Annotated in this window: 10 protein-coding genes; 6 read left to right on the forward strand and 4 right to left on the reverse strand. The window is 59.0% G+C overall.

The window, feature by feature from the left end; genetic code table 11:
* Window positions 1-1,519: 1,519 nt before the first annotated feature.
* From D3H54_RS04885 to rfaD, 5 genes are all read left to right on the forward strand, one after another.
* On the forward strand, window positions 1,520-2,458 hold the full coding sequence (locus D3H54_RS04885; protein ID WP_149378106.1) for a glycosyltransferase family 9 protein: 939 nt from the start codon (window positions 1,520-1,522) through the stop codon (window positions 2,456-2,458).
* A gap of 480 nt (window positions 2,459-2,938) precedes the next feature.
* Window positions 2,939-4,189: a hypothetical protein gene (locus tag D3H54_RS04890; protein WP_149378107.1), complete on the forward strand. Its 1,251-nt coding sequence runs from the start codon at window positions 2,939-2,941 to the stop codon at window positions 4,187-4,189.
* Between the two features lie 273 nt (window positions 4,190-4,462).
* Window positions 4,463-5,098, forward strand: a complete 636-nt coding sequence (locus D3H54_RS04895; protein ID WP_210419651.1) for an SIS domain-containing protein — start codon at window positions 4,463-4,465, stop codon at window positions 5,096-5,098.
* Window positions 5,099-5,140: 42 nt separating this feature from the next.
* Window positions 5,141-6,649 (forward strand): D-glycero-beta-D-manno-heptose 1-phosphate adenylyltransferase, encoded by a 1,509-nt coding sequence (gene rfaE2 / locus D3H54_RS04900; RefSeq protein WP_149378108.1) that lies wholly within the window; start codon window positions 5,141-5,143, stop codon window positions 6,647-6,649.
* A complete protein-coding gene (rfaD, locus tag D3H54_RS04905; RefSeq protein ID WP_149378109.1) occupies window positions 6,646-7,623 on the forward strand; it encodes an ADP-glyceromanno-heptose 6-epimerase in 978 nt (325 codons plus the stop codon). Before rfaE2 ends, rfaD begins: the two co-directional genes overlap by 4 nt.
* On the opposite strand, the gene D3H54_RS04910 is transcribed toward rfaD, so the two are convergent.
* Window positions 7,614-8,168 (reverse strand): D-glycero-alpha-D-manno-heptose-1,7-bisphosphate 7-phosphatase, encoded by a 555-nt coding sequence (locus D3H54_RS04910; protein WP_149378110.1) that lies wholly within the window; start codon window positions 8,166-8,168, stop codon window positions 7,614-7,616. The two genes, rfaD and D3H54_RS04910, sit on opposite strands and share 10 nt — an antisense overlap.
* Before the next feature lie 295 nt (window positions 8,169-8,463).
* Here D3H54_RS04910 and D3H54_RS04915 point away from each other — a divergent pair, with 295 nt between their 5' ends.
* A complete protein-coding gene (locus D3H54_RS04915; RefSeq protein WP_168214782.1) occupies window positions 8,464-9,423 on the forward strand; it encodes a glycosyltransferase family 9 protein in 960 nt (319 codons plus the stop codon).
* 36 nt (window positions 9,424-9,459) lie between these two features.
* Here D3H54_RS04915 and D3H54_RS04920 read toward each other — a convergent pair whose 3' ends face one another.
* The 3 genes from D3H54_RS04920 to D3H54_RS04930 all read right to left on the reverse strand — a co-directional run bounded on the left by D3H54_RS04920 (window position 9,460) and on the right by D3H54_RS04930 (window position 13,537).
* Window positions 9,460-10,929 carry a tyrosine-protein kinase domain-containing protein gene (locus tag D3H54_RS04920; protein ID WP_149378112.1) on the reverse strand — a complete coding sequence of 490 codons (1,470 nt, stop codon included), beginning with the start codon at window positions 10,927-10,929 and terminating at the stop codon, window positions 9,460-9,462.
* 158 nt (window positions 10,930-11,087) lie between these two features.
* Window positions 11,088-12,941 carry a DUF4012 domain-containing protein gene (locus D3H54_RS04925; protein ID WP_149378113.1) on the reverse strand — a complete coding sequence of 618 codons (1,854 nt, stop codon included), beginning with the start codon at window positions 12,939-12,941 and terminating at the stop codon, window positions 11,088-11,090.
* 119 nt (window positions 12,942-13,060) lie between these two features.
* The gene (locus D3H54_RS04930; protein WP_149378114.1) at window positions 13,061-13,537 is read right to left on the reverse strand and encodes a hypothetical protein; all 477 of its coding nucleotides are present in this window, start codon (window positions 13,535-13,537) and stop codon (window positions 13,061-13,063) included.
* Between the last annotated feature and the right edge of the window lie 204 nt (window positions 13,538-13,741).

Consider the following 13,741-nt stretch of genomic DNA (forward strand, 5'->3'; position numbering starts at 1 on the left):
CGGCTGCGTTGAGGAACTAAGGTTCCTCGCATAGACACTGTGAGCCTTGATCGTACGAATCAACCAGAGGTGAAGGTGTCGCTTGCTGGCGCGACCCGCGCTCGGGATTGGAGGCCGGCGTGGCTTTTGAGTCTCGCTTAGGCTAATCATGGGTCGATTTGGATTGCCGATTGGTGATCTGCCTTTATTCCGCGGTCGCGGAAGGTGCGCACGGACCGCGGCGGGGTAGCAATGCAGGTCGTCCGTCGGGATGGAAGGTCAGTAATCAATCCTGGGGCAGTGGGCTCGACAGACCCGGGTGGGCACCGAATGGATTTCCAGTGGTCCCGAGCCATACCGCGGTTGACGGAGACTTCGACGCGCCGCGTGTCAGTAGATTCCTCGCCGCGGCGTCGCGCTGGTTGTGAAGCATAACGTGCTGGGCGGGGATGCGGAGCTGCTGCTGCCATGGTGGCTGACGGTACGCCCCCGGTCTGTGAATGCAGCCTCTTATTAGGTGCCCTTGCGATATCGGCGACTGCTCCGCAAAATCCGTAGCTGATTGTGGCATGCGAGGCACGCCACGTCGCCAGATCGTCTAGACTTCGAGTCGCTCGAGTCGACCGCGGTGCTGACGAATCGACGGCGGGGCACGGGGTTCGAATGTCTGTCAGGGGGAACTGTTGAGCAAGTACATAGCTCGTAGTGCCGGAGTGCTCATTGGGGTGCTGTTGTTCTTAGGAGCGCTGGGATCTGGGTCGGCCAGCGCGGATAATGAATGGGCCGGGAAGACATACGAGAAAGCGCAGCAAAGCCTGAGCGGTGATGGCTGGAAAGTAGAGATCGCGACACGGCAAGGCGAATACCTGCCGCTCGACAAGTGCATTGTCACCGGGTCGCGCAGAGCCCCCTTCCGGGATTCCAGCGGGAAGAGGGCTGGAAAAGTGCAACTCCTCGATCTGAACTGCAACGATACGTCCGCCTCGGACGGCCATCCAGGTAACTCAGTCGCGTCGCCGGAAGGAAAAGCCGCAGCGGTGCTGCGAAGTAAAGCAATTGGCATTAGTAAGGATTATGCATCAGCAGTCGCGGAGGGGAAGGCGCCAGCTTGTGCATCCGAGTCCTATGTTTATAGGTGCAAAGAGCTCTGCACTTTAACCGGTGCATGCTCTGAAGAGCTGCTTTCGTACTTGGGACTCTAAGGCGGCAGCGAGCCCTTATTAAGGCGTTAAGGGGTGCGTCCCAAAGCCGGCCTGGTATTCGTGGCTAGAGCGGTAAATAATTTTCAGCGAGGCATTGCAGAGAGCAGCTCGCTCGTTGGACTGTCATTTCAGCGCAAATAAAGTATGGCGAAATTTGTCTTCAGTACTTATCATTGGTGCAGGCATGTGGTCTGTGCAGCTATGACCTCCGGCGTTCAGCCGTGCCGCAGGCTGGCAGCAGACGGATTAACTCCGGAGCTACGAACAATGAGAGTGAGATACATTGAACGAGGATACGCGTCAAGAAATTGCTGAGTTCCCAACAAAGAATTAGAAATATGTCGATCTCAATTAAGCGAACCATCAAGACGGCTATTCGGGCTATCGGATACGATGTTAACAGACTGCCTGCTGATTCGGTTCCTGCGCTCGATCTGAATCGTCTTTCCGGGAATGGCCGCCTCGTCGCCGGACCATTTCTCGGCGAATTCGGTTGGGAATTAATGCAGTGGCAGGGTTACGCTCGGCAACTTGCGAAGTTTTATAAGGAAACGATAGTTTACGGTCGGGCCTCATCTGCTTATTTCTATCGGGACTTTGCATCAGAGTACAGAATAGTGGAGTGTGACTCCTGGGACACGGCTGGATACGAGCTCCACAATTTCGATTATGACGAATGGGCGCTTGCCCGCGGTTGCGACGATTTATTATTGGCCGACAATCGGTGCTACCAGTTGCCAAACTATTTCGGTCAAGCCTTCATTCCTTTTGGTGAGTACAAGAAAGCTAACGCCTACGATGTAGTGCTACACGCGAGAAATGTTCCGATGATGCCTGGCAACTCCGAGAAGCATCTACGAAACTGGTCCAAAAGCCGGTGGGTCGACCTATGTCGGAGGCTTGATGGTCTTCGAGTTGCGGCGGTGGGCATTCCTGAACTTTCGTACTGTCCTGGGAATGTGACCGACTTACGGGGAATCGAAACTGAAGATCTGTGTTCTGTATTGGCGAGCTCCAAGATATGCGTCGGCCCTTCATCTGGGTTGATGCATCTTGCGACGTTATGTCGGACGCCTCAGTTAATTTGGACATCCGATGAATACAAGTTCGGTTTTGGAGGAACCGCATATCGCTACGTTCGAAGTTGGAATCCATTTGCCACCCCCGTCAAGGCGCTGACTCAAATGGGTATTAATCCCACGGTTGAATACGTCCATGCTGAGTTGGAAGCCTTTCTTTCCGAATTACCGCAAAAAGATTTGCGACAATCAAAGTGAGCGGACTACCGATCGATCCGGTCGAAGCGGCCGGTTAGGTGCGATCACTAGGATTTGCCGCTCACGCGGTTTCGCCTACCAAACGACCAGCGGCGGGGCGCAGAGCTTTCCCGCCGCGACTCTGCGCGAGTAGAGCACCCGCCTCAAGTGGGCTGCTTGCCGGGTCGAACTCGAGAAGGTCATGTTGCTGGGCTACACGCCCGCTTGGGACGATAGTTGCGGGTCCGGTTGCGTTCGCGCGCGATGATACATTCAACATTCGTGTGACGGGCTAAGGCGTGCGCGAGCTGCTTGCGCTTCGACGAGTGCCTCGAAGGAACTCGACCGGGTTGGGCGTGAGGAGAAGGCCCTCTCGAGCGCATTGTCACCGCTGGCCCAACCGCGGCGAAGAATGCTCGGCGTGGATGTCGCAAGGAACGCGGCGCCCGCCACTTGTGCGATACCAGCCACATCCATGGTCTGCTGGCATAATGGGTGAATATGCCAAACGATATACCCCGTCGCGGCGTGCTGGGCCTAGGCGTCGGTGCAGCCCTCGGCGGCGCAGGAGTTATCGCGATTAATTCCCTCGCGCCGCGCGTCGAAGCGGCGTCAGGCGAATCGCCGGGCGAGTCGGAGCCCGATGCCACCAAGCTGGAAAAGGACAATCGTGGCGTAATTTACGGTCGAAATGGATTCCCTGGTCCACTGAGTGTGTCCAATGATTCCAATTGGTCGGTCACGGACCTGCCTCACCCGCTGGGCGACTTCACTGCGGGATTGGGCAGCAGATTCGTCAACCCGGATCCGTCTGATGGAGCGTCAGGCGGCGTTTTCAACACGGGTGTGATCACACAAGTCGAGGGTGCTGCCGGAGAGCAGCCTGAAGGCAAGCTCTTTCTTGACTCCCTGCTGGTGCGACTCGGCCTCAGGAGCTACAACGACTCCGCCGCTACAGCTTTCGCGGGGGCTACCGGCGTCGAAATGAACTTGGCGGTTGATGGTGACGACAACAGTGTCCAACACCTGACAGGCTATTACGTGGTCCCGATTCTTGGACAGGTCAACCGTGGTGGGACATCGGGCCGTATTGAGACCCTGCAGATGGTCCGGACCGATAGCATCCAAGGCGCCCTCAACGCGACGGGCCTGCACATCGAGAGTCTCGTCGGAATCTATGCAGGCCGGCCTCTTAAAGACACCTCGAATCCGAACCTGACCGTCGGCAGCCAGTACTCATTGGTGTCCGAGCCGGGCACATTGATCTACACCGACGCCGCAGAGGATTCGGCGTGGCTGGGCATACAAGACAAGCGCAATCCCGCGAACACTGTATGGCTCAGGATCGCCGAGTCCGGAAACTTAGAGTTCTGTAGCAAAGATGGAACGGTCATCGCGGCTTTGACCGCCGCGGGTGAGCTGACGGTCACTTCGATGGTGGCTCAGAATATCGTCGCTACCGCCGAAACTTGGCGAACCGTGACTTCGCCGCCAGAGTCTGGATCTACCTATCAAAACACCACTGGTGCTGGGCTGGAGATGTCGGCCAACTACACGCCCGGTAGCGGCGCGGGCAACATCACGGTCGACCTCAGCGCTGACGGTACGGGCTGGCGAACATGGCTGACCCAGGCGTTCGGAGATGGTGGTACCGCAGGTCAGGCCATTTTTCGTTGTCCTGCCAACTGGTATTACCGGATCACCCTCAGCGGCGAGGGCGCCAGCCTCGGCGCCTTGAATGCGCTCGGGTAGCAGGGTGCGTGCCGGGCTGGGGGAGCGGCCGCCTACAACTCGAACGTTCTAACCGTGGTTGCCCCCACCACGAGTGGATCCTGTGGGCTCGAAAATGGTGATGAGGCAAGCGCTTCGCTTTGACTTTGATGCCGCTGTGGCGGTGAGCAAAGGGCACCATTCGTTCCGCGTATGCGAGATATGTCGGTCCGTTGAGATCGCGAAGACGGGTGTGTAACGACAGGTTATCGTTAGCACGTCGTCCACTCGGGCGGGGAGAGCAGGGGGCTCACGATGTCAGATGCTGATCGACCTGGCGAAACGCACGCCGGGTCAACGATGGCCGCGGACGCGGCTCTGCTCGAATCCTTCGACGAGGGCATGCGGGCACATCTCTTGGTCGCCGAAGACGTACGAATCGGACTCGCAAAGCCCTTTAGAGAGATGCTCAAAGCCTGGGAAGCCGCCATTCGCGGTGGTGGCAAGATTTTGTTCTTCGGCAATGGAGGCAGTGCAGGTGATGCCCAGCACCTCGCGACGGAACTAACCGTCAGATTTCATGCCGATCGTCCTGCCATCGCGGCTCTCGCGCTGACGACCGATTCGAGTACCTTGACTGCCGCGGGCAACGATATCGGTTTTGATGCGATCTTCTCCCGGCAGATTGAGGCGATCGGCCGACCCGGCGACCTTGCGCTCGGTATCTCAACATCCGGCAAAAGCCCCAATGTTCTGCGGGCGTTGAGGACTGCCCGCGAGGGGGGGCTCGTCGCGGCCGGGTTCACGGGGGGCACTGGGGGCGAGATGCCAAGTGTGACCGACCTCCTCCTTGTGGTTCCTTCGGCCGACACCGCGCGAATCCAGGAAATGCACATCACTCTCGGCCAGCTCTTGTGCGGTGCGCTCGAGGAGCGGCTCGGACTTGTCTAGGGGATACGTTAAGAGTGGCAGTTCCCAGTCGGAGACGTTCGCGTGAACGATAGCCAGGGATTCTTGGATTTCGATGCTTCGCATCTCGCCGGATTTATCGAACGCTTTCCCGAGCAGCACATCGTGGTCGTCGGCGATGTCATGCTCGACAGCTTCGTTTACGGTGACGCACAACGGATTTCACCAGAGGCGCCGGTCCCTGTGCTTCGCTTCAGCAGCGAAATGACGGCGCTCGGTGGCGCAGGCAACGTGGTTCGCAACATCTCGGCGTTCGATGCCGATGTCGCGTGCGTCGGTGTTGTCGGCGACGACGTCGTTGGCCGCGAAGTCGAGGCTCTGCTTAGCGGGCAGCGCGGTGTCACCTGTGCACTCGTGCGGATGCCGGGCCGCCCGACGACAACGAAGGTCCGCTACCTCGCGGCCGGCCAACAGGTGGTCCGAGTCGACCGCGAAGAGCTCGCGGCCATCGACAGCACCGCCGAAGACGAGGTGATCGCCGCGGTCAAGCAGCAGGTTCGCGATGGCAGTCTCATCATTCTCGCCGACTATGCCAAAGGCGTCCTGACGCGGCGTGTCCTTGACGAGATCATCGCGTTCGCCCGAGCCAAGGGCGTCCGCACGGTCGTCGAGCCCAAGAGCGCAGATTTCGCCCGCTACCGGCACGCGCATCTCATCATCGGAAATGCGAGCGAAATCGCCGCCGCAACGCGTATGCCGACGGCCACCGACACCGACGTGCACGCGGCAACGCGCGAGGCGCAACGCCTTGGTGACTTCCAAGCTGTGATCACAACGCGCTCCGAGAAAGGCGTCGTCGCGCTCGACGACAACAGCGTGCTGCACAGCTTCCCGGCGCGGGCACAGCAGGTGTTCGATGTCTCCGGGGCAGGTGACACGGTGACGGCAACCGTCGCATTGATGCTGGCGACAGGAGCGTCGCTTGCCGAGGCCGCCTACATCGCCAACGAGGCGGCCTCAATTGTCGTCAGTAAGCTCGGAACATCCGTCACCTCTGCCGACGAGCTCAAGGCCCGGCTTCAAGAAGATGACGGAGTCAACTACGCCGACAAGATCGCGTCGCTCGATGACATGTTGGCGCGCGTGCTGCAGCAGCAGCGCACCAAGCGACGTGTCGGCTTCACCAACGGTGTGTTTGACATCCTGCACGTCGGCCACCTGTCGCTGCTGGCGCAGGCACGCGTCGCGTGCGACTACCTCGTCGTCGCTATCAACTCCGACGACTCGGTTCGGCGCCTGAAGGGACCGGAGCGGCCGATCAACACTGAGCACGATCGGGCGCTCTTGCTCGCCGCACTCGAAATGGTCGATGGCGTAGTCATGTTCGGCGAAGACACGCCACTTCGCGTCATCGAGACATTGAAACCCGATCTCCTAGTCAAGGGAGCCGACTATCGTCGCGAGCAAATTGTGGGGGGTGATTTCGTCGAGCGCCGCGGCGGTCGGGTGGTGATCGCTAACCTCGTCGGCGAGCGTTCCACGACGCGCACAATCGACAGAATTCGCAGACAAGCAGAAAAGGCCGACTCGTGATTGTAGTGACGGGCGGTGCCGGCTTCATCGGCTCGAACGTCGTCGCTTCCGTGGAGGCCGAGGATGACATCGCAGTATGCGACTGGATCGACGACGACAAGCGGCCAAACCTCGCGGCCCACCGCGTCAATGAAGTTGTTTCGCCGGACTCGCTCTTCGAGTTCCTCGCCGATCGGGCTAGTGACATCGAATTCGTCATCCATATGGGTGCGAATTCCTCTACCACTGATCCTGATGTCGACCGGGTCTTCCACTACAATCTTGACTTCAGCGACGCCCTCTGGAGATGGTGTGTGGCGCAACGCGTACGGCTCATCTACGCGTCGTCGGCATCGACGTACGGCGACGGGAGCGGCGGATTCGAGGACCGGCAGGACCGCGAGTTTCTCACAACGTTACGCCCGCTTAACGCTTACGGCCTCAGCAAGCATGCCTTCGATATGCGCGTCGCGCGGTGGATTGAAGAAGAGCAACCAACGCCCCCACAATGGGCCGGGCTCAAGTTCTTCAACGTCTACGGCCCCAACGAGTATCACAAGGGCGACATGATGAGCCTCGTTGCCAAGATGGTGCCGGTGATCGAGCGCGGAGAGGTTGTTCGGCTTTTTCGCTCGCACAAGCCTGGGTATCGCGACGGCGAACAGCTACGCGACTTCGTATACGTCAAAGACGTTATCGCAGTGATCGATTGGTTGCGTGCCAACCCCGGCGTGAACGGGTTATTCAACGTCGGCAGCGGTAAGGCGAGGTCGTTCCTCGATCTAACTCTCGCTACCTTCGATGCCCTCGGCGCGGAACCGAGAATCGAATTCGTTGACATGCCTGAACATCTACGCGACCGTTACCAATACTTCACTGAAGCGCCGTTGGACAAAATCCGCAGCGCAGGCTTCGAACGTCCAGCCACCGGACTGGAAGAGGGGGTCCGGGATTACGTTCTGGGCTACTTGAAGGACGGCCGGGGCTACGCGTGAACCCAGCGTTCGAACCACGCCAAGGTCTCGTTAAGGTCCTGGAATCGGTTCACTTTGGGTGCGCCCGCGGGCGCCGGCCCCGGGTCCCCCAGGAGGGCGATTGCCGAAACTCCCGCGGCGGATGCGGCAAGGGCGTCCCTCCATCCGTCGCCCACCATTGCCGATCGCGCAGGGTCGATGCCGTGATCCGCGATAGCGTCGAGGAACATCCCCGGTTTCGGCTTCCGGCTTGGATGATCTGCGCGATAGCGCTCTACCCGAGCCTCTGGATGGAACGGCGAAAAGTAGACCGCGGTCAACGGAGCGAGCTCCTGCTCGAATCGGTAGCGGACGAACCCCATCAGGTCCTCGAACGCCGGCTCGTCGTAGTAGCCCCGTCCTATCCCCGACTGATTGGTGACCACGATCGGAAGCATTTCATGCGCGACAGCCATTCTAACTAGATCGAATATGCCGTCGACAAATTCGAAATCCTGACGGCGCCAGACAAAGCCGCGGTCGACGTTGATAACTCCGTCGCGATCAAGGAAGAGCGCGCGGTTCATTCCGTGAGCCTAACGTCTCTCAGGACCTACTGGAGGCGACCGGCGCGCCGGTCGTGCGATGACATTGCCGCCAGAACGTGGGCGTGCTCGGCGTGGGATACCCCGACCGCGTATCGTGGTTGAAACGCGCGAAGGGGGATCGAGTGGCTAGAAGTGGCTCCTGCCAAACTATTCAGCCATCCTCAGTTCCACACCTCGCAGAGGGTGTGGAATGAAGGCCGCGATCTCTGATGGATCCAGGATCCTATATTTTCAAGCCAGGAACCTAGGGGACGCGGTAATCGGGACGCGATTGGTGGAAACCTTTGGTCGTTCGTTTCCGCGTTCTCCGATCACAGTGTTCACGCGTCCCGAGCTTGCAGATATATATCGACATAATCCCCATGTCGATGAGCTGCGGTTCGCCGCGTTTCCCGTTGGCTCGGCAAAGAATACCGGAATTGGTGAGGTCCGACGACTGTGGTGTGAGCTCGGTCGAATTCGCCGTCAACGATACGATCTGGTGGTCAATTGCGAGGGCGGTCTCGGTGAGAATGTCCTCGCGTGGCTGATGTCCCCACGGCACAACAGTGGCCCCATTTGGTCCATAGACCATCCACGAAACTCCTTCTTTCGCACCGGGTTGGGTGGACTGATCCGTTACCCGGTGACGGTTCCTGTCGACGTCCCCGACGTTTATTCCGCAATGGATGAGCTCGCTAGAGGCCTCGGTGCCATGCGTCCGGCGAAATCACGGCTCTATGCATCCGGCGGCCGTGAATTGCGGTGTCGCGAAGAAGCCGAGATCATCGGCATACACCCACTCGCCAGCCAGGCGGGAAAGCTCTGGGCAGCCGAGAGATGGCGTGAGCTCATAAGGATCCTCAGGAGTCGTGGAAGATCCGTAGTGCTCTTTGGCGCATCCAGCGAGCGGGAGAGACTCGCTGCTCTCATTCCGGATCCGACCGACGAAATGGTCACGATCGAAACGCTTCCGTTATTGGAATTCTTCGAGAAGCTGACCGAGGTTCGCACGCTGGTGTGCCTCGACAGTTTTGCGGCACATGTCGCTGCCGCTATCGAGACGCCCGCTGTCATTCTCACTGGGAGTGGAATGTCGGAGGTGTGGACTCCACCGGGTGCAGAGGTGATCGACGGCGGCAAAGGTTATCCGCCGCCCGATGGGGTGCGATGCGGGGATGGCCTTGCGTCCGGAATGCAGAGGATTGCCCTGGCAGAGGTGGTGGCAACTCTCGAACGCCTTGGCGTGCTCTAGAGGCGATGTCAGTGCTGGCCTGACCGGGGTGAACGCTCAGTCCGACACCGTTTTATCCGCCGCATTTGCCGGGACTGCGATTTCGGGCTTTGACTCTTCTTGCACGTCGGAGGCGCGTGAATCGCTTAGCCCAGGCTGTTGCGGCGCTTCATTGTCGCCATAGTAGCTGTAGTTGTAATTGTAGCTGGTCCCTCCTCGAAGTGGTGTCATCGTCAACACCGCTCCTAGCAGTAAGGCGCCGACATCTTTCAAGGTTCCTACAGCGTGCGCGAGTTGCTCGCGCTTTGTGCTACCGAATTTAGCGATTATTAGCGCTCCGTCTGCGAGAGCTGCCAAGATTGCTCCGTCCGTTACTGCGAGTAACGGGGACGAATCGATGACGACATAGTCAAACTTCGCGCGGAGCTCGTTTAAGACATTTTTAGCTGCCAGGGATCCAAGAAGTTCACTCGGATTGGGCGGGGCAGCGCCTGCGGTCAGGACCGTCAACCGGGGAAACTTTGTCGCTTGCAATGCCTCGGATAGTGAAGTTCTCCCGCTGACTACTGTGCTCAACCCGACTTCATTTACCAAGTCGAGGTATCTAGCTACGGATGGGCGCCTCATATCGCCATCGACGAGAGCGACGTTATGGTCTGATTCTGCCAACGCAAGTGCGATATTCATCGCTGTGGTCGTTTTTCCCTCGTTTGGCGCTGAGCTGGTGATTACAATGACTCGCGGTGGTGTGTCGACAGCCAAGAATTGCAGATTCGTCCGAAGTTTTCGGAAGGCTTCTGCAATAGGTGAGTTGTCATCCTCGAATAACAGAGCTGGCTTGTCACGCCGAGCCTTGTCGAGCGGAATGCTGCCTACAACACCCACTCCGGTGATGCTCCCGAGCGTCTCCCGGCTCTTCACTGTGTTGTCAAGCAAGTCACGGAGAATCGCCAGCCCTACTCCCAACGCAATACCCAGAAGGACACCTAGTCCGATATTACGGGCGGTTTTCGGAAGTACTGGCTTGGTGGGAATGGAAGCACGCTGTTCGACCACGACGCGTGCATCGGGCGGAGCTCCCGCCTTCGGAGGAGTCTCTAATTCGCCTACCAACGCAACGAATTCGTCAGACAAAGCATTTGCGATGTCACGTGCTCGAACCGGCGACTTATCGAGGACCGATACATCTATAAGCACAGTGTCGGGTTTGGCGGTTGCTTTGACCTTTTCTCGCAGGTCGTCTGCGGACATATCGAGGTTGAGTTTGTCGATTGTGCGCTGAGCCAGCGTCTGACCCATCAATAGCTCGGTGTACGACAGCACGCGTTCCTGCGAGAAACGGTTGCCCTGATATAAGTCGCTCAGCGACGAGCCGGACGATGTAGAGACGAACAGTCGTGTAGAAGCCTCGTATTGCGGCGTCGTCGCAACCGTATATGCGATAGCGGCCAAGGTAATCACAAGCGCGGTCACGCTGACGGTCATCCAGCGGGTCCGCAACAACTTCGCGAAATCCTGCAAACTCATTGTGGCCCCCTTGCTAGCTTTCCATGGCGCGGAGGACCGCCCGCCGGTCCCGTAGATGCTCAGTTTGGGCTCGTGTCCCCGTTATGCAGCCTATCAACGGAGGCGCTGAGTCACCGCGATGGCTGGAGTAACCGGCAACCCGAAAGGACTTTCTGTGCCTACCGCGTGCATGTCGGCACCGCGACTTTGGGAATAACATCGTCCGCCAGCGGCTGAATCGGAACTCGCGGGGCTCCGCCCGTCGTAGGCTCAGTGAGCCGAAATATCAATTCGACCGTCTGTCCCGGCGGTATGGCCACCTGAGACTCGAAGCTTGGATGGCCGCGCTCTGTTGATCCGAACACGCGGGTCCTCTTGCCGTTGGCGAGGACGCTGTTGACCTCTGCGCCCTTGGTTGTCAGCAGGCGGACCGAGGTGATCATCGTGCCCCGTGGAATGCTTCCCGGGATCTCGGGATAGAAGCCCAGCCTCCCTGCTACGTAGTCTGGCAGACCGGCGACGTCCTTCAGTGTATTGGTCAGCCGGACTGTGACGGTAGACGTACGCTTGTCGCCGTCGCAGCCGTCGGCGACATACTCGATCGCCCGATCCAGATAGTAATCCATCTTGTTGCCGCCGAGGTTGTTGACGACGACTTCGGCGTAGGGTGCCGGGTCGTCAGGAATTTCATGGGCTAACTGCGTTCTTTCCAGAAGCGCTTGATCAGCTGGGTTGGAGCTCCACACTGCGATTCGGCGCTCGCTGACCGCCCGCCCCAAAGCGTTGAGCAGCTTGCGTGGCGACTCCACCGGCGTAGTGAGCTTCTTGACTACTTCCGTGGCAATGTCTTGCAGGTATCGCTTTCGTCCGCTTTGGTCGTTGGGATCGGGAAAGCGTGCATAAACTGTGGACTCGGTCAGCTCCACGACATTGTCCTTGGTGACGATTTCGCCGGTAGGTAGCGTAACTGGGCCCGTCGCGCCAAGGATGTAACTCAGTGCTATGGGGTCAATGGAGATAACGCCATCGACGTTCATCCCTGACTGCTGCGCCCAGATCTGCTTCCAGATCTGGGCCGCATAGGGGAAATGCGAGCTCTGATTGCTGTTACGAAAATCGGTGGTGGGATTGGTGAAACCGTACTGTTCGTCGAATTCAGGATTCACAGCGAACGGAGTGAACTGCTTGTTGAGCTCGGTGTTTGCTCCGAGTGTGTCTACTGAGGGCTTGCCGTCGTCGAACCTGAGGATCCCGAAGCCGCCGAGTAGGCCGCCGGTGCCTCGGGCCTCTGCGTTCGTCTGGAATCCAATAAAGTAGCTGCGCGGACCGTCGGCGCCCAGCATCGACGGCGCCAATTGCGCCGCCAGAGCCGTGTTGCCGAGCAGCTGCGCAATGTCTGCTGTCTGCGCCTGAAGTTGTGACCGCGCTCCGCCGACAGCTGATAGGTAGCTTGGTTCTGTAATTGCTTGCGCGGCCGTGTTCAGGCGCGCTGCGTCTGCCGCGATCTTACTTAGTACGGGTTCTTCTCTACGCAACGCCGTCACGTCGAGCCTGCCGTTGGCGAGCAACTGATCCGGTGCGACCGTGGTACCGGCATCTGCGGTGGGCTTCAAAACGTCGGCAGCCAGGCCGAGCACCACATCTGATATCTGCTGACCGGTCTTGAAGGGACTGCCCAACCACGGCACGACGGAAACGATGTTCCAGGGCACCGAGTGGGTCGCGTCTCGGGCTGCCTGCGCGTGCGACTGTGCATCTGCTGCGAAGTGCGAGGCGTCTTTCGTATTCCCCTGCAGGAGTGCATCTTTGGCTTGCTGTGCGCTGGCGCGGGCTTGCTCGAGACCTGTCTTCGCCTGGTCGGCCCGTAAACCGAGCCAACCGCCAAATACGATGAGAACGAGGAGTGCTCCCAACGCTCCCCAGACGACGTTGCGACTCCTGTACCAGGGTCGCTCATCGTCATCGTCATCGGTGAGGTCTACATGGTTATCTTCCGGGTTGTCATTGGCCGGTCGTCGCGAAAAGAACTTCACTCAGTCAATTCCCCATGCTCCAGTGCGGTCTGTATCTGTGCAGCCGCGTCAGCCGACCAACAAAAAACGACCCGCCAGCTGTCGATCGACAACAACTGACGAGTCGTTCTCGTAGATTGCTAGCTCGAGGTGCCGTACGGACCAATCTTGATGGCCTTGGCCACGTTGGTGGCTGCGTTGTCGAATCCGTTGCCGATGTTCGTAAACGCGTCACCGATCGGGCCAGGGAGGATCTGGCCGGCAAGGTTGAAGGCAAGTCCGGTGAACGCGAGACCACCGTAGACGAACGTACCGAAGTACTGCACGCCTGCCTGGACCGCACTCTGGGCTGCATCGACGAACCCGGAGATGAAGATCTGAATGACCTGTGCCGGCGGGGTGGCGCTGGCGGCGGCCTTCTTGTTGGAGCCGGGCGTCGCAACCGCGGCGCTAGGCGTGTCGACGATGACCACCGGGTCGACGAGGAGCTCGGCAGAGTTGCCAAGTCCCTCGGAGAACGATGCCAGGCTCGGTGCGGCGTGGGCGACAGCCGGAGTGATCGCGGCGGCTGCTGCGACGGCCACGGCAGCGGTGCTCACCTGAAGCTTGGTTGACATGGCAGAGAACTTGCTTGCTGCAGTAGTCATCTAGACCCCCCTATAAATGTTCCTGTGTGCTTCCTGAGGCCGCTGCTTCGCATTGCCTGAGAAATTAAAGAAAGAGTCCCATACCACCCAGGTCCTGTCAACCGGAAACCGTCACCTTTCATCAGGCATTTCCCCGCGAAACGACCTCCCATTCGGATGGCACCGAGTGCACAA

It is taken from the genome of Mycobacterium sp. ELW1, assembly GCF_008329905.1.
Taxonomy (GTDB): Bacteria; Actinomycetota; Actinomycetes; order Mycobacteriales; family Mycobacteriaceae; genus Mycobacterium.